The sequence below is a fragment of the Erwinia persicina genome (assembly GCF_014838825.1).
Lineage (GTDB): Bacteria > Pseudomonadota > Gammaproteobacteria > Enterobacterales > Enterobacteriaceae > Erwinia > Erwinia persicina_A.
Genome location: NZ_JACYMO010000002.1, coordinates 119,997 through 135,277 on the forward strand (window position 1 = coordinate 119,997; position 15,281 = coordinate 135,277).

Below are 15,281 nucleotides of genomic sequence, written 5' to 3' on the forward strand. Positions count from 1 at the left end.
CGGGTGTTGCAATGCTTAGTGTTTCAGCGCGTGGAAGATTTTTTCCGCCAGACCGTGTGAGATCCCCGGGACGCTGGCAATTTCATCCACCGAAGCATTCATCAGCGGTTGCAGGCCCCCCATGTACTTAAGCAGCATCTGACGGCGTTTTGGGCCTATGCCTTCGATGGTTTCCAGCGCACTGGTGTTCTTCACTTTGGCCCGTTTATTCCGGTGACCCGTAATTGCATGATTGTGAGAGTCGTCACGAATATGCTGGATAACATGCAGTGCCGGGGAGTCAGGCGGCAGGGAAAAACCCTCCCCTTCCGGCTCAAGGAACAGCGTTTCCAGTCCGGCCTTGCGGTCAGTGCCTTTTGCCACACCCAGCAACAGAGGATGGTGCTTATCCCAGGGGACATCCAGCCCGGCAAACACTTCTTTGGCCTGAGATAGCTGGCCTTTGCCACCGTCGATCAGGATCACGTCTGGGATTTTGTCCTCTTCCAGCGCTTTGCCATAACGACGGCGCAGCACCTGGTTCATTGCGGCATAGTCATCGCCCGGGGTAATGCCGGTGATATTATAGCGGCGATATTCGCTGCGCAGCGGCCCGTTGGCATCAAACACGACGCAGGATGCCACCGTCTGTTCGCCCATGGTATGGCTGATATCAAAACATTCCATGCGGCGGATCGCCGGCAGCTTCAGCGTGTCGGCCAGCGCCGACAGACGCTGGTGAATAGTAGAGTGCTGTGCCAGGCGAGTCACCAGCGCGGTAGCCGCATTGGTGCGCGCCAGCTTAAGGTAGCGTGCCCGGTCCCCGCGCGGCTTGCTTTGGATGGCAATACGCCGCCCGGCCAGTCCGCTTAACGATTCTGCCAGCAGGTCTTTTTCCGGGAGCGTGAAGTCCAGCAGAATGTCGGCTGGCAGCGTGCGCGCCTGGCTGCCCTGCAAATAGAACTGCCCCACAAACGTCTGTACCACTTCTGCCAGTTCGGTTCCGCCCGGCACCTTCGGGAAGTAGCTCCGGCTGCCCAGTATCTTACCCTGACGGATAAACAGGACGTGCAGGCAGGCCATACCCGAGTCGAACGCAACGCCGATCACGTCCAGATCGTCGCCCTGATTGGAAACAAACTGTTTTTCCGTCACGCGGCGCACGGCCTGGATCTGATCGCGCAGGCGGGCAGCCTCTTCGAAACGCATCTCTTTACTGGCCTGCTCCATGCGGCCAACCAGCTGATTCAGGACCTGATCGTCTTTGCCGGAAAGGAACAGCCGCACGTAGTCGATCTGACGGGCATATTCCTCTTCGGACACCAGTCCCTCAACGCACGGCCCCAGACAGCGGCCAATCTGATATTGCAGGCAGGGCCGGGAGCGGTTGCGATAGACGCTGTTTTCACACTGGCGCACCGGGAATACTTTCTGCAGCAGGGACAAGGTTTCACGCACCGCATAACCGTTGGGAAAAGGACCAAAATATTCGCCCTTAGCGTGTTTTGCCCCACGATGGCTGGCCAGGCGCGGGTGAGCGTCAGCACTGAGAAAAATATAGGGGTAGGACTTATCATCACGCAGCAGCACGTTGTAGCGTGGCTGGTAAAGTTTGATGTAATTGTGTTCCAGCAGCAGCGCTTCGGTTTCCGTATGGGTGACCGTGACATCAATCTGGCAGATAAGGGCCACCAGCGCTTCCGTCTTACGACTGGCCAGGTTTCCACGGAAATAGCTGGAAAGGCGTTTTTTGAGGTCTTTGGCTTTGCCAACGTAGATCACCGTACCACCAGCATCGTACATCCGGTAAACGCCCGGCTGGCTGGTGACAGTTTTCAGAAAATTCTTTGCATCAAACAGATCATTCACTACTGATTAACGGCTCCGCGCTGTACAGGCCATGACGAATGGCGAGATGCGTTAACTCTACGTCGCCGCTGATATTCAGTTTACTGAACATGCGATAGCGATAGCTGTTAACGGTTTTAGGACTCAGATTGAGCTGTTCGGAAATTTCCGTCACTTTCTGGCCTTTGGTAATCATCAGCATAATCTGCAACTCGCGTTCCGACAAACAGCTGAACGGGGATTCTGCCTTTTGCGGTTCAATCTGGCTGAGGGCCATCTGCTGGGCAATGTCGGAAGCGATATAGCGTTGCCCGGCGTTGACCGACCGAATCGCACTGACCACTTCCTGCGGTGCCGCCCCTTTGCTGAGGTAGCCTGAAGCCCCCGCCTGCATGACTTTAGCTGGCAGCGGATTTTCCGTGTGGATGGTCAGCATAATAATTTTGCAGTCAGGCGTGTAACGGATGATCTTGCGCGTAGCCTCTAGCCCACCAATTCCGGGCATGTTCATGTCCATCAGCAGCACATCAGCACGGTTTGTACGGCACCATTTCACTGCCTCTTCGCCGCAGTTGGCTTCACCCACCACCTGGATACCTTTAATATCTTCCAGGATACGACGAATACCTGCGCGTACCAGCTCGTGGTCATCAACAAGAAAAACGCTTATCAAACGATGCTCCCTAAGTGGCTTATGCAGATGAAGAAAGTGATATAGGCAGGACAGTTATGTTACTACTTTTTCAAGGCTGTTAGAATAAAAATAATACGGTGCGTTCACCGCATCCTCCCGGATATAAATGCGGTTAATTCAGGTCAAAATGTCGCAGTAAATCCGATAAGCGTCAATCTCAGACATTAATTATCTTGGCAATAAATATTTACACCATAAGTCCAATAAAAGCCCCCGGTTAAAGACCCTAACCGGATGTCCCACCGCCCCTCTCGATCTTTTCGTTCCGCTGTCGTTATTCACTTCCCCCCTGTTTATCCCCGGCAATGCCAGGCTGTTCAGATTAGACCTGGGTGGTTCGCGCAATTGAACGGCGCAGACGGTGATGGCTTACCGCTGTTATATGATATACTTGACGCAACTTTTGAGTGTTCGGTGCCTGCACCGTGAGCACTGTTTTTCAATGACTAACGGGAGAAATCATGAGTGGGATTGACTTTTCAACCAGCGAAGAAGCACAGGCACTGGCGAATGAAGTGACCTGTATGAAGGCTCTGGTCACCCTGATGCTGAAAGGCATGGGTCAGGCCGATGCCGGTAAAGTCATCATCAATCTGGAGCGTTATATTGCCGGGCTGGAAGACGAAAAACAGGCTGAAGTGTTCAGCAACACTGTAAAGCAGATTAAACACGCTTACCGTCAGTGATCCGTCGGGTCCTGGCGGCCCGCGGCAGGTAAAAGGGCCATTGCTTTTTCCGTGGTTTTATCACAACGTAGTGATTTAACCGACAGAACAAAACAATGGCCTTACTTTTCAAAGCGGCACTGGGGGCACTCGTCGTGGTGCTGATTGGCGTGCTGTCTAAAACTCGCCATTACTACATCGCCGGATTAATCCCGCTGTTCCCCACCTTTGCCCTGATCGCCCATTATATCGTGGCCAGCGAACGCGGCATTGATGCCCTGCGTACCACCATTATCTTCGGCATGTGGGCGATAGTGCCCTATTTTATCTATCTGCTGAGCCTCTGGTATTTTATTACGCTACTGCGGCTGCCCCTTGCACTGCTGGCAGCCGTTTCGTGCTGGTGCGCAGCAGCATGGTTACTGATCGCGCTGTGGTCAAAGTGGCACGGTTAACGATCGCGCGGCCCCCAGCTCACGGATACCCCTAATGTCGGCAGCACCTCTTCCGGTCTGAACCGACGCGCACCGTGGAACTTCTCCGCAAGATGGGGCTGCCTGACCGGAATTTTGACCGCAAACAGATTGTCTTCTGACTGAATAATCCCCGGAGTCAGCAGGTCGTAGTCCACCTGATGCTGTTCAAACATCTGCTCCAGCATCGGCGTTGCCGCGCTGAACAGATACTGAATACCGGACTGCTCCGCCAGCTGCACCGCATGCCATAAAATATTCAGCGGCAGCTCGGCATCAATTTCCAGTCGGGCAGAAAAGCGTGACATCTCCCAGACAACCTGACTGTCGATACGGGTGCTGTCACCGCCTGCCACCGCGCGGTTATTATCCGGATCGTGCCAGGCCATCAGACGGGCACAGCCGCAAATTCCATGCTGCGCGGTCCAGGCTATCAGCCAGATGACATCAGAACGATCGTAGCGGTCATATTCCTGACCGGGTGTACTCAGGCGTGACGGAATCGACCACCCTTCGCCCCTGGCGAAGACGCTGTAACGGTAACTTCCTAATTCTGCCAACAACGACGATGGCATGTCCTTCAGCTTGGTCTGGATAATCTTCATTTATGATCCCCTGTCGCATTCCCTCGTGAGCGCCGCTCCTGACGGTTCGGGCAGGGTTGCTACCCTGGGCGCAGGGTAGACAACCAGTTAGTTATTCGAAACTACCAAATCTGGTAGTTGCAACCTCTATCAGATTAAACCGATTGCTGCTGCATAAGAGGCAACTTGCGTTTTATTTGGTGCGTTAAATCGTTTTTGCATGTTTTTTTGGTGAAAGTTAACCGTATTCTCAGAAATTGAAAGGATCAGTGATATTTCCGCTGATGTTTTCCCCTCCGCTGTCCATTTAAGAATTTCACGTTCCCTTTCACTTAATTCCAGTCTGGCGATGGACATCGAAATATCATTCATCGTAATGAGCGCAGCCATAGCCAGCTCCGAAATATACTGGAGTTTAAGTTCAATTTCCGGTGTTAATGCCCTATTTTTAGATGAACTGGCCGTAGAAAGAGATAATATTCCTACGGCTCTGTTGTTTGCCAGCACAGAGCATGAGATGCCCTGGCAGATACCATGCTCCCGCGCCGCATCCAGCACACGCTGACCGTCACCCGCCTCAACCGCTTGCCACTGCCATACTACTCCGGGCAAAAAACATTTTTTCAACACCGGGTCGGACCGGGCGAAGTCTTCCTGCAAATAATACTCAACCCATTTTTTGGGATAATTACAGTAAAAAAAAGTCTTGGGCCGGGTAAAAGGCACCGGATGCCGAATAAAAAGTGCATAAAAATCGAATTCCAGTTCGTTCGCCTGTTGTTCAATTAACCGGGTAATATGAGCAACATCGCTTCCATTGCGAAAGGCTAATTGCATTTCGGATCGCCAGCTGAAATAGTTCTCAGATGTCATTAACGCCTCAGCCGGTCAGGGAGTGATGCCTCGCCTGATTATCATTCTTATGTTGATTAATACCGCATAAAAAATGAATAAAATTGCGAATACAATCTAATTTTCCGGCGCAATACTTCTTGCAGAAACACAATTTTTGATGTTCAGGTACCGGTCAGTGAATCGCGTGAAAAGGTTCAGGCCAATAAGCCTGAAAAGCCCGCCCACCTTATTGATGCTCTGCATTATTTTTTTCTTTAAGCGCCGTCAACAAGATACATCGATTTCTCACCTGCCTCACCTTACTGCGGTAGAATAGGATTTTTCCTATAAACATTCAATAATTTTGACCTATTTGTTATCGGTATTACATCTAATAGTTTTACACTATCCGGTGGTCAATCCCTGCCCACAGGGCTGTTCTGCTCAAGCGCACCGGCATAAATACACTGATACCTATAGAAAAGTCTCGCCTCTATGACCATTTGAGTTTTACAGCATAGATTAATGAAGGTGAATGAACATCAGATAACTCCACAACCTTTACATGGGATTGTGCCAGCCCACACTTAAGGCCCTGTTCCCCGTTTTAAGATCACGCCTTTCTGTCAGTACCGACTATCAGGGAGGGAGCAAAAGCCGGTACCTGCATCCTGTTGGTGTTAAAAGAGGCTGAAGGCTCCCCGCAAAGCGCTATTATTCTGTGCCAGCGTCGGCTTGCCGACCGCTTTCTGTTGGGTCATGTTGCGAACTGTACGGGCCGGTTTTATCAACGCCGATCCTGGCCCCCTTTATGGGAATGTCTTTTTTATTTTTCAACCCGTCAGAAATAAAATCAGGCGCAGCCTTTATCAGCGTCCCCGCTCACGCGGGCTTAATTTTTCTCCTCGTATTTGCCACGGGTAAAGGCGATGCACACCCTCACCCTAACGACAAAGGCCGAAGCCACGCATACCAAAATGGAAATGGTTGGCGTGGGCCGCATTGTAATTCGGGCCCAGTGCGGTGCCGAACAGATCGCAACTGCCGGCAAAGACGGCGTGTAGCCAGCGGCCACGCGCACTCTCTTCAGACCAGTGATTAAGCACGCTGATACGCCTGCCGTTTTGCAAACGGAACCCACTGATATCCCAGGCGTCTGCCGTGGCGTGTTCACTTAACCGCCCCTGGGCCCGATGGTAAATATTGCGACAGGCGAAGCTGCCTAAGTGATCGATACGCGCCAGCGGTGAACCCAGCTCGCTGGCAGCCAGCGGTTTCAGCGTCTGCGTGACCATCATGGTGCTGCTGACGGCCAGCGCGCAGCTGCTGAGGAAAGCGCCGCTGAGCGTCACATCGCCAAAGCGGATCACTCTGACCGGATCCACCAGGGGGCACTGACCCTGCTGTGAACCGGGGCGGGTAAAACTCACATAGCCTTTCACCTGGGCCTGCTGCAGCACGGCCAGACAGGCTTCAGGACTGGCGGCCAGCTGCCTCAGCTTGTAACGCGTGACCATGGTCGGTGCATCGGTCACGGACAGCGGCGCAAACGGATCCCACTGCGGAGGTAATTTGGGCAGTATGAACCTGACCCCGCCCCAACAGACCAGAAGTACTATCCCCAGCGAAATTAATCGCTTCATCTCCCCTCCTTTCAGGTAGCCGGTAAAAGTGACGCCGGGTTTTTAAGCAAGCGATGCACACTAAACGCAGTTTAGCTGCAATTTTGCTTTATCCGCCCGATTTTTACGTTAAGCTCTTGATCGTACTAACCCCGACAACATCAGACATCAGAAAAGCCGTCAGAGCTTTCGTCTCATCACACACGACAGGAAACCCGTAATGGTTGATCAATTAAAAGAGGCCGCCGCCTCCGCCGAAGAGCCCGTATCGCTCCAGCGAAACTTGCACAATCGTCATATTCAGCTTATTGCCATCGGCGGGGCTATCGGTACTGGTCTGTTTATGGGATCGGGAAAAACCATCAGCCTCGCCGGACCGTCAATTATCTTCGTCTATATGATCATCGGCTTTATGCTGTTCTTCGTAATGCGGGCAATGGGCGAACTGCTGCTTTCCAATCTTGAGTACAAATCCTTCAGCGACTTTGCCGCCGACCTGCTGGGCCCCTGGGCAGGCTATTTTACCGGCTGGACTTACTGGTTCTGCTGGGTGGTCACCGGCATTGCCGACGTCGTGGCAATCAGCTCCTATTTTCAACTCTGGTTCCCGGACTTCTCGATATGGATGAGCGCCCTGCTCTGCATTGTCGTGTTCCTGTCGCTGAACATCGCCACGGTAAAACTCTTCGGGGAGATGGAGTTCTGGTTCGCAATCATAAAAATCGTCGCCATCGTGGCGCTGATTGCTACCGGGATTGTGCTGGTAGCAATGCACTACCCATCACCCGGGGGAGGCACGGCCTCGCTGAGTAATATCTGGGATCACGGCGGCATGTTCCCGAAAGGACTGAGCGGCTTCTTTGCCGGCTTCCAGATTGCGGTATTTGCCTTTGTCGGCATCGAACTGGTGGGAACCGCCGCGGCGGAAACGCACAACCCGAGAACCGTACTGCCGCGCGCGATTAATGCCATTCCGCTGCGTATCATCATGTTCTACGTGCTGTCGCTGATGGTGATCATGGCCGTCACGCCATGGGACCAGGTGGTGGCCGATCGCAGCCCGTTCGTTGAAATGTTCGTGCTGATTGGTTTACCGGCAGCGGCCAGTATCGTTAACTTTGTGGTGCTGACTTCGGCAGCCTCATCTGCTAACAGCGGCATCTTCTCCACCAGCCGTATGCTCTATGGTCTGGCGCAGCAGGGCGTCGCGCATCGCCGCTTCGGCATGCTTTCCCGCCGCGCGGTGCCGACAACCGGGCTGTTCTTCTCCTGCCTGTGTCTGCTGGGTGGCGTTGCCCTGATTTATCTGATCCCGAACGTGATGACGGTCTTCACCCTGGTCACCACGGTGTCAGCAATCCTGTTTATGTTTGTCTGGACAATTATTCTCTGTTCCTACCTTGCCTACCGTAAGAAGCACCCGCAACGTCACGCGGAATCAGCCTATAAGATGCCGCTGGGCAAGCTCATGTGCTGGGTCTGTATGGCCTTCTTTGCCTTCGTGCTGGTGCTGCTGACCCTGGAAGAGGATACCCGTCAGGCGCTGATGGTCACCCCGCTGTGGTTTATCCTGCTGGCGGTGGGCTGGTTCCTGCGTAAACGTAAGGCCGCATGATTAAGGCGGGTCAGATCGTCCTCTGACCCGCTGCCTTTAAAAACGTGACCACAGCTTGTGCATCGCCTGCCCCAGCGGCGGGCGCTGTACGCTGACTCTCTCCGGTTTAAACGGCCCCTCTTTTAGCGGCTCAGGCCCCAGATCAAAGGTAAAACTGTAGTCCGGCTCCTCCCCCATCCGCAGGTCTGTAATGGTAATATGCTCCCCTACCCGCTTCATGGCATAAAAGCCACGGCTGAACCACACCACGCGCTGCACGTACCAGTTAGAGCTGAACTGCTGGTAGAGCGCGCTGCCATTATCGTGCGTCGTCAGCGTCAGGGGTTTATCACTGCTCAACAGGGAATAAAACCCTTCCTGATAGCGATCTGCGGTCATCACCACCACGCGCCACTGCAGCGTATTGAAGGCGGTTGGCGTCACCAGCAACTGCTGCACGCGATCGTCCTGCTGTACCAGATGCTGCTCAACCTGGTGCCTGACCCACGCCTGCGCACCCATGCTCCACAGCAGGTAGAGGCAACTAAGACTCAGGCCCACCCTATTCCAGCGGCTCCCCCGGGGATGTCGCCATACCAGGGCTGCAATGACACCCACCAGCAGCGGCAGGGTATACAGCGGGTCGATGATAAACATGCTTCCAATGGCAAAAGGCCGATCGGTAAACGGCAGTGCGAGCTGAGTACCATACACGGTGGTCAGATCAAGTAACGGGTGAGTGATCAGTGCCAGCCATACCGCCCCCCACCAGCGCGGGAACAGCTGCGGCTGACGGGCCAGGCGGGACACCAGCCAGGCCAGAAGCGGTGAAACCAGCGACAGCCAGAAAAGCGCATGGCTCTCGGTGCGGTGCAGGGTCATATTGCGAATGGCATCGCCATGATCGATAAAGACATCCAGGTCCGGCAGCGTGCCGCACACGGCACCCACGGCAGCCGCCTGCCATACCGGGACTCTGCGCCCCATGACCGCGACGCCTACCGAGGCTCCCAGTAAAAGTTGTGATACGGAATCCATTATCCTGTCCTGTTTGTCACTGGCATTAACGTACGCGGATACCTTCAATCACCATGTGCTGGACATTGTCGACCGTCTGGTTAAAGAAAGACTCGTCATTCAGGGTCTGCCCGGTGATCGCCTCCACCTGCGTGGCAAAATCCGCATAGTGCTGGGTCGTTGCCCACAGCATAAATATAAGATGGTTCGGCTGCACGGCCGCCAGCTTGCCCTCCCGCACCCAGGTTTCAATCACCGTCGCCTTATCCTCCACCAGATGACGTAAATCCCCGGCCAGCTCGGCTTTCAGTAGCGGTGCCCCCTGCAGCATCTCCATACAGAACAGGCGTGAAGCCTGTGGATGGTCGCGGGAAACCTCCAGTTTCAGACGGATATAGTCACGTATCGCTTCAAGAGGATGCTGGTCATGGCGCAGGGCGCGTAGCGGAGCCAGCCAGACGTCCAGCAGGTCTTTCAACACCGCGATATAGAGCTCTTCTTTGGAAGGGAAGTAATAAAGCAGATTGGTTTTAGACACATCGGCACGTTCAGCCACCTTATCCAGGCTGGTGCCGTGGATGCCAAACTGCGAAAAATATTCCAGGGCCGCAGACAAGATAGCGGAACGCTTTGCTGCCACCGCGCGTGAACGCCGCGTCGGGGCTTTAGCCGGTAATTGGTCAGCTGAATTCACCGTGACTCCATGATCCATGTGGGGTGCGGGGATAATAACAAATCACCTGGCGCATACCTAATCACGCACATGCACTTTTATTGACCACACCTGCCTGCTTTCCGTGCAGATTTTTTACCAACTGGTCTGAAATGGACCCATCAGTCCAGCCCGTTTTTACCGTATTTATTCAACAGCTTGTTATTTATCTCTTTTCCTAAACTGGCACAGCCCTTGCAACCTGATTAACAGCGCCGCTTCAACGGAGAGTGCGGGAGGCACGGCAGCGCCGGGATTTACACGTTCACTTACGCAGAGGATGTCTCATGAAAATTGGTGTTTTTATCCCGATCGGTAACAACGGCTGGCTGATCTCCAACAATGCGCCGCAGTACATGCCGACGTTTGAGCTGAACAAAGCCATTGTGCAAAAAGCCGAGCATTATCATTTCGACTTCGCTCTGTCGATGATCAAACTGCGTGGCTTTGGCGGTAAAACGGAGTTCTGGGACCATAACCTGGAATCCTTCACGCTGATGGCCGGGCTGGCCGCCGTCACCTCGCGCATTGAAATTTATGCCACGGCCGCCACGCTGACCCTGCCTCCGGCGATCGTCGCGCGTATGGCTTCCACCATTGACTCCATTTCCGGTGGCCGCTTTGGTGTCAATCTGGTCACTGGCTGGCAGAAACCAGAATACGATCAGATGGGCCTGTGGCCCGGCGATGAATATTTCTCACGCCGCTATGACTACCTTACCGAGTATGTCAGCGTACTGCGCGATTTGTGGGGCAGCGGTAAATCTGATCTCAAAGGGGAATTCTTTACCATGAATGACTGTCGCCTCAGCCCGCAGCCGCAGAAGCCGATGAAGGTGATCTGCGCCGGTCAGAGCGATGCCGGCATGGAGTTTTCAGCAAAACACGCCGACTATAACTTCTGCTTTGGCAGGGGCGTTAATACCCCTACCGCATTCGCCCCGACGGCGGCTCGTATGAAGACCGCTGCCGATGCGCAGGGGCGTGATGTCGGATCCTACGTGCTGTTTATGATCATCGCGGATGAAACCGACGAGGCCGCACGGGCCAAATGGGAGCATTACAAAGCCGGTGCCGATGAAGAAGCGCTGTCCTGGCTGACTACCCAGAGTCAGCAGGATAAGCGCTCCGGCAGTGATACCAACGTACGCCAGATGGCCGACCCGACGTCCGCCGTCAATATCAATATGGGCACCCTTGTCGGTTCTTACGCGAACGTAGCGCGGATGCTGGACGAGGTGGCCTCGGTGGAGGGAACGCAGGGTGTCCTGCTGACCTTTGATGACTTCCTTCAGGGTATTGATCAGTTTGGTGAGCGCATCCAGCCGCTGATGGCGTGCCGCACTGGCATCACTGACGCCGCGCGGGAGGTGGCGTAATGAAGGATAAACCTGCCGTGATCTGTACCACCGCCTCGGCGCAGAATGCCATTACCCTGCCAGCACGCCCGGAGGCCATTGTCTTTCCCCCGGAGCAGACGGCCCTGATTGTCGTGGATATGCAGAACGCCTATGCCACGCCCGGCGGCTATCTTGATCTGGCCGGCTTTGACGTGTCGGCGACCCGTCCGGTGATCGAGCAGATCAACGTGGCGGTGAACGCCGCACGCGCCGCCGGTATTCAGGTGATCTGGTTCCAGAATGGCTGGGACGATCAGTACGTGGAAGCCGGAGGCCCGGGATCGCCCAACTGGCATAAGTCTAACGCCCTGAAAACCATGCGTCAGAACCCGCAGCTTCAGGGCACGCTGCTGGCAAAAGGCAGCTGGGACTATGAACTGGTCGATCAGCTAACGCCACAGCCAGGTGATATTGTGCTGCCAAAACCGCGCTATAGCGGCTTCTTCAATACCGCGCTGGACAGCATGTTACGTAGCCGGGGCATCCGCCACCTGGTCTTTACCGGGATTGCCACCAATGTCTGTGTCGAATCAACGCTGCGGGATGGTTTCTTCCTGGAGTATTTCGGCATTGTCCTGGAGGATGCGACCTACCAGGCTGGCCCGCAATTTGTCCAGCAGGCAGCGATATTCAATATCGAAACCTTCTTTGGCTGGGTCTCTGACGTCGGCAGCTTCTGTCACGCGCTGCAGACTGAACCCGCCGCCGTCACACAGACGGCTTAACTCTGACTCATTTAACGGAGCACAGTCATGCCAAAAACCATTATCACCCCGCCGGGCACGGGTATCCCGATTGCCCCCTTTGTTCCCGGCACGCTGGCGGACGGTGTGGTGTACGTGTCCGGTACCCTGCCATTCGATAAAGATAACAATGTTGTTCACATCGGCGATGCCGCCGCGCAGACCCGTCACGTGCTGGAAATCATCAAAAGCGTGATTGAAACGGCAGGCGGCACGATGGATGACGTGACCTTCAATTCCATTTTTATTACCGACTGGCAGCACTACGCGGCGGTGAATGCGGTGTATGCCGACTATTTTCCCGGCGAAAAACCGGCCCGCTTCTGCATCCAGTGCGGACTGGTGAAACCCGATGCGCTGATTGAAATTGCCAGCGTGGCCCATATCGGAAAATAAGGCGTTCACTATGCATATTGAGCTGTCAGGCCGCGACGACCCCGGGGCCAGGACCCTGGTGCTATCTGCCGGACTCGGCGGGCTGGGAAGCTTCTGGCTGCCGCAGATGAATGAACTGCGCCGGGCGTTTCGCGTGGTGGTTTATGACCAGCGCGGCACCGGCCGCAGCCCGGATACCCTGCCGGAAGGCTACAGTATGCGGGACATGGCCTCTGAGCTGGCCTCCCTGCTGGAACAGCACCATATTATGCTGTTCGATATAGTGGGCCACGCGCTCGGCGGCATGGTTGCCCTGCAGCTGGCGCTGGACTACCCGCAACGCGTCTCGCGGCTGGTTCTGGTCAACGGCTGGCTAACGCTGGATGCGCATACGCGACGCTGTTTTCACGTGCGGCAGGATCTGCTGATACACGCCGGCGTCGAGGCGTTTGTCCGCGCCCAGCCGCTGTTTCTCTACCCGGCTGACTGGCTGTCGGATAATCAGGCGCGCATTGAAGCGGAAGATACCCTGCACGCCGCACATTTTCAGGGGAGGGATAATTTACTGAAGCGCCTCCACGCGCTGATGGCCTGTGACTACAGCGATCGGGCTGGCCGCATCACCCAGCCGGTACTGCTGCTCTGTTCCCGCGACGACCTGCTGGTGCCCTGGACCTGTTCTCAACGGCTGCAGGCAGCGCTGCCTCACGCTACCCTGCACCGCATGGACTGGGGGGGGCACGCGATGAGCGTCACCGACAGTTCTACCTTTAACTCTCTGCTGATGAGCTGGCTGCTGGAGAGCAGCCCGGCCGTCAGCCACGCCGATATGGAGCCACTATGTCAGAAGCCCTGAGTACGCCAGCCGCGGAAACCCTGCCTGCCAGCGTAGACAAACGACAGTTTCGTAACGCTATGGCGCGCCTGGGCGCGGCCGTTAACATCATTACCACTGATGGCCCCGCCGGCCGCGCCGGATTTACCGCCTCGGCCGTGTGCAGCGTCACCGACACGCCCCCCACCCTACTGGTGTGCCTGAATCGTTCCGCGTCAGTGTATGAGACCTTCCAGCAAAACAGGCAGCTCTGTGTCAATACGCTGGCAGCTGGCCATGAAGATTTATCCACGTTGTTCGGCGGTAAAACGCCCATGGATCAGCGTTTTGCCGTCGCCAGCTGGTCCACGCTGGCCACCGGTTCGCCGATCTTAAGCGATGCGCTGGTGTCATTTGACTGCGTGGTCACCCAAGTGATGAGCGTGGGCACCCACGACATTCTGGTCGGCGAAGCGCAGGCGCTGATAGTCAGTGACAACCCGCATGGCCTGATCTGGTTCGATCGCGGCTACCATCCGTTGCCCCAGCGCAGTTTCTGATTTTTCATGCAGTACTCATACTCCGGAGATCTCAATGGCAGCTTCCTGGTTCCCGAAATGGTCGAAAACGACGGCATCAGCAACGGGTATCGTCGCACCTGATGAAACACTGCCCGCTGGGCAAACGATGGTCATGGGCTTACAGCATGCGGTGGCGATGTTTGGTGCCACGGTACTGATGCCGCTGTTGATGGGGCTGGATCCGAACCTGTCGATCCTGATGTCCGGGGTGGGTACGCTGCTGTTCTTCGCCATCACCGGAGGTCGCGTACCAAGCTATCTTGGTTCCAGCGCGGCGTTTGTCGGCGTGGTGATCGCCGTCACCGGGTTCAGCGGTCAGGGTCTTAATCCCCATCTCAGCGTCGCTCTCGGCGGAATTATTGCCTGCGGCCTGGTTTACACACTGATCGGGTTTGTGGTGATGAAGGCCGGTACCCGCTGGATAGAAAAGCTGATGCCGCCGGTAGTAACCGGTGCCGTGGTGATGGCCATCGGTCTTAACCTGGCACCGATCGCCGTACGGGGTGTCTCTGCCTCCACGTTCGACAGCTGGATGGCGGTGATGACGGTGCTGTGCATTGGGGGGGTGGCGGTGTTTACCCGGGGTATGGTACAGCGCCTGCTGATCCTTATCGGGCTGATTGCCGCCTGGGCAATCTATGCCCTGCTGACCAACGGATTGGGCCTGGGGAAACCTGTCGATTTCAGCCTGCTGGCCAGCGCCCCCTGGTTGGGCATGCCGCTGATCACCCACCCGACTTTCAGTACCCAGGCGATGGTAATGATCGCCCCGGTCGCAGTGATTCTGGTGGCCGAAAACCTCGGGCATCTTAAAGCTGTGGCCGGTATGACCGGACGCAATCTTGACCCGTATATGGGCCGGGCCTTTGTCGGTGACGGGGTAGCCACCCTCCTGTCCGGCAGCGTCGGCGGTAGCGGCGTCACTACCTATGCGGAGAATATTGGCGTCATGGCGGTAACCAAGGTCTACTCCACGCTGGTGTTTGTCGCCGCGGCGGTCATTGCTTTGATACTGGGCTTTTCGCCGAAGTTTGGTGCCTTAATTCACACCATTCCAGGCCCGGTCATTGGCGGAGCATCCATTGTCGTTTTCGGTCTGATCGCAGTGGCCGGAGCACGCATCTGGGTTCAGAATCATGTCGACCTGAGCCAGAATGGAAATCTGATTATGGTGGCCGTCACGCTGGTGCTGGGGGCAGGAGATTTCGCGCTGAAGATCGGTAGCTTTACGCTGGGTGGAATTGGCACGGCCACCTTTGGCGCGATTTTACTTAACGCGCTGCTCAGCTACCAGCGTACTGCGCCCTTAACCGGGCAGAGCGCAGTGCGTGAGGAGCGCTGACGCT

At 55.5% G+C, this 15,281-nt stretch carries 16 protein-coding genes; 9 read left to right on the forward strand and 7 right to left on the reverse strand.

Annotated elements, in window-relative coordinates:
* Positions 1 to 15 precede the first annotated feature (15 nt).
* Together uvrC and uvrY are read right to left on the reverse strand one after the other, a co-directional pair.
* Positions 16 to 1,848, reverse strand: coding sequence for an excinuclease ABC subunit UvrC (gene uvrC, locus IFU29_RS06610; protein WP_191933226.1), 1,833 nt, complete (start codon positions 1,846 to 1,848; stop codon positions 16 to 18).
* A complete protein-coding gene (gene uvrY, locus IFU29_RS06615) occupies positions 1,841 to 2,500 on the reverse strand; it encodes a UvrY/SirA/GacA family response regulator transcription factor (protein WP_191933227.1) in 660 nt (219 codons plus the stop codon). Before uvrY ends, uvrC begins: the two co-directional genes overlap by 8 nt.
* 482 nt (positions 2,501 to 2,982) lie before the next feature.
* On the opposite strand from uvrY, the gene IFU29_RS06620 reads away from it, so the two are divergent.
* Both IFU29_RS06620 and IFU29_RS06625 read left to right on the forward strand, forming a co-directional pair.
* Entirely contained in the window at positions 2,983 to 3,207 is a 225-nt protein-coding gene (locus IFU29_RS06620) for a DUF2594 family protein (protein WP_191933228.1), read from the forward strand.
* A 95-nt stretch (positions 3,208 to 3,302) separates the two neighbouring features.
* Entirely contained in the window at positions 3,303 to 3,641 is a 339-nt protein-coding gene (locus IFU29_RS06625; RefSeq protein ID WP_191933229.1) for a GlpM family protein, read from the forward strand.
* Here the strand turns inward: IFU29_RS06625 and IFU29_RS06630 are convergent.
* The 3 genes from IFU29_RS06630 to IFU29_RS06640 form a co-directional block, all read right to left on the reverse strand.
* Positions 3,638 to 4,264: an autoinducer synthase gene (locus IFU29_RS06630; RefSeq protein WP_191933230.1), complete on the reverse strand. Its 627-nt coding sequence runs from the start codon at positions 4,262 to 4,264 to the stop codon at positions 3,638 to 3,640. The genes IFU29_RS06625 and IFU29_RS06630 overlap by 4 nt on opposite strands.
* Positions 4,265 to 4,393: 129 nt before the next feature.
* Positions 4,394 to 5,116 carry a transcriptional regulator SdiA gene (gene sdiA, locus IFU29_RS06635; protein ID WP_191933231.1) on the reverse strand — a complete coding sequence of 241 codons (723 nt, stop codon included), beginning with the start codon at positions 5,114 to 5,116 and terminating at the stop codon, positions 4,394 to 4,396.
* Positions 5,117 to 6,021: 905 nt separating this feature from the next.
* Positions 6,022 to 6,720 (reverse strand): extensin-like domain-containing protein, encoded by a 699-nt coding sequence (locus tag IFU29_RS06640; protein ID WP_191933232.1) that lies wholly within the window; start codon positions 6,718 to 6,720, stop codon positions 6,022 to 6,024.
* Positions 6,721 to 6,919: 199 nt separating this feature from the next.
* Between IFU29_RS06640 and cycA the strand changes: the two genes are divergently transcribed.
* Positions 6,920 to 8,314 (forward strand): D-serine/D-alanine/glycine transporter, encoded by a 1,395-nt coding sequence (gene cycA / locus IFU29_RS06645; RefSeq protein ID WP_191933233.1) that lies wholly within the window; start codon positions 6,920 to 6,922, stop codon positions 8,312 to 8,314.
* A gap of 36 nt (positions 8,315 to 8,350) precedes the next feature.
* Here cycA and IFU29_RS06650 read toward each other — a convergent pair whose 3' ends face one another.
* Together IFU29_RS06650 and rutR are read right to left on the reverse strand one after the other, a co-directional pair.
* Positions 8,351 to 9,331: a metal-dependent hydrolase gene (locus IFU29_RS06650; RefSeq protein WP_191933234.1), complete on the reverse strand. Its 981-nt coding sequence runs from the start codon at positions 9,329 to 9,331 to the stop codon at positions 8,351 to 8,353.
* A 25-nt stretch (positions 9,332 to 9,356) separates the two neighbouring features.
* Positions 9,357 to 10,022, reverse strand: a complete 666-nt coding sequence (rutR, locus tag IFU29_RS06655; RefSeq protein ID WP_191933235.1) for an HTH-type transcriptional regulator RutR — start codon at positions 10,020 to 10,022, stop codon at positions 9,357 to 9,359.
* 287 nt (positions 10,023 to 10,309) lie between these two features.
* Here rutR and rutA point away from each other — a divergent pair, with 287 nt between their 5' ends.
* The 6 genes from rutA to rutG are packed head-to-tail and all read left to right on the forward strand — an operon-like array spanning position 10,310 to position 15,277.
* Positions 10,310 to 11,401: a pyrimidine utilization protein A gene (gene rutA / locus IFU29_RS06660; RefSeq protein ID WP_191933236.1), complete on the forward strand. Its 1,092-nt coding sequence runs from the start codon at positions 10,310 to 10,312 to the stop codon at positions 11,399 to 11,401.
* The gene (gene rutB, locus IFU29_RS06665; protein WP_191933237.1) at positions 11,401 to 12,147 is read left to right on the forward strand and encodes a pyrimidine utilization protein B; all 747 of its coding nucleotides are present in this window, start codon (positions 11,401 to 11,403) and stop codon (positions 12,145 to 12,147) included. The genes rutA and rutB overlap by 1 nt, the downstream gene beginning before the upstream one ends.
* 27 nt (positions 12,148 to 12,174) lie before the next feature.
* Positions 12,175 to 12,561, forward strand: a complete 387-nt coding sequence (gene rutC / locus IFU29_RS06670) for a pyrimidine utilization protein C (protein ID WP_191933238.1) — start codon at positions 12,175 to 12,177, stop codon at positions 12,559 to 12,561.
* A 10-nt stretch (positions 12,562 to 12,571) separates the two neighbouring features.
* Positions 12,572 to 13,396, forward strand: coding sequence for a pyrimidine utilization protein D (gene rutD / locus IFU29_RS06675; protein WP_191933239.1), 825 nt, complete (start codon positions 12,572 to 12,574; stop codon positions 13,394 to 13,396).
* A complete protein-coding gene (gene rutF, locus IFU29_RS06680) occupies positions 13,381 to 13,914 on the forward strand; it encodes an NADH-dependent FMN reductase RutF (protein ID WP_191933240.1) in 534 nt (177 codons plus the stop codon). The genes rutD and rutF overlap by 16 nt, the downstream gene beginning before the upstream one ends.
* A gap of 34 nt (positions 13,915 to 13,948) precedes the next feature.
* Positions 13,949 to 15,277: a pyrimidine utilization transport protein G gene (gene rutG, locus IFU29_RS06685; RefSeq protein WP_191933241.1), complete on the forward strand. Its 1,329-nt coding sequence runs from the start codon at positions 13,949 to 13,951 to the stop codon at positions 15,275 to 15,277.
* The last annotated feature ends 4 nt before the right edge of the window (positions 15,278 to 15,281 follow it).

Bases quoted from the DNA above. Each gene is read 5' to 3' on its own strand.
- rutR (WP_191933235.1), bottom strand. From the start codon at position 10,022: ATGGATCATGGAGTCACGGTGAATTCAGCTGACCAATTACCGGCTAAA.
- rutG (WP_191933241.1), top strand. From the start codon at position 13,949: ATGGCAGCTTCCTGGTTCCCGAAATGGTCGAAAACGACGGCATCAGCA.
- cycA (WP_191933233.1), top strand. From the start codon at position 6,920: ATGGTTGATCAATTAAAAGAGGCCGCCGCCTCCGCCGAAGAGCCCGTA.
- rutC (WP_191933238.1), top strand. From the start codon at position 12,175: ATGCCAAAAACCATTATCACCCCGCCGGGCACGGGTATCCCGATTGCC.
- rutB (WP_191933237.1), top strand. From the start codon at position 11,401: ATGAAGGATAAACCTGCCGTGATCTGTACCACCGCCTCGGCGCAGAAT.
- IFU29_RS06650 (WP_191933234.1), bottom strand. From the start codon at position 9,331: ATGGATTCCGTATCACAACTTTTACTGGGAGCCTCGGTAGGCGTCGCG.
- rutF (WP_191933240.1), top strand. From the start codon at position 13,381: ATGTCAGAAGCCCTGAGTACGCCAGCCGCGGAAACCCTGCCTGCCAGC.
- IFU29_RS06640 (WP_191933232.1), bottom strand. From the start codon at position 6,720: ATGAAGCGATTAATTTCGCTGGGGATAGTACTTCTGGTCTGTTGGGGC.
- IFU29_RS06630 (WP_191933230.1), bottom strand. From the start codon at position 4,264: ATGAAGATTATCCAGACCAAGCTGAAGGACATGCCATCGTCGTTGTTG.
- IFU29_RS06620 (WP_191933228.1), top strand. From the start codon at position 2,983: ATGAGTGGGATTGACTTTTCAACCAGCGAAGAAGCACAGGCACTGGCG.
- IFU29_RS06625 (WP_191933229.1), top strand. From the start codon at position 3,303: ATGGCCTTACTTTTCAAAGCGGCACTGGGGGCACTCGTCGTGGTGCTG.
- rutA (WP_191933236.1), top strand. From the start codon at position 10,310: ATGAAAATTGGTGTTTTTATCCCGATCGGTAACAACGGCTGGCTGATC.
- rutD (WP_191933239.1), top strand. From the start codon at position 12,572: ATGCATATTGAGCTGTCAGGCCGCGACGACCCCGGGGCCAGGACCCTG.
- sdiA (WP_191933231.1), bottom strand. From the start codon at position 5,116: ATGACATCTGAGAACTATTTCAGCTGGCGATCCGAAATGCAATTAGCC.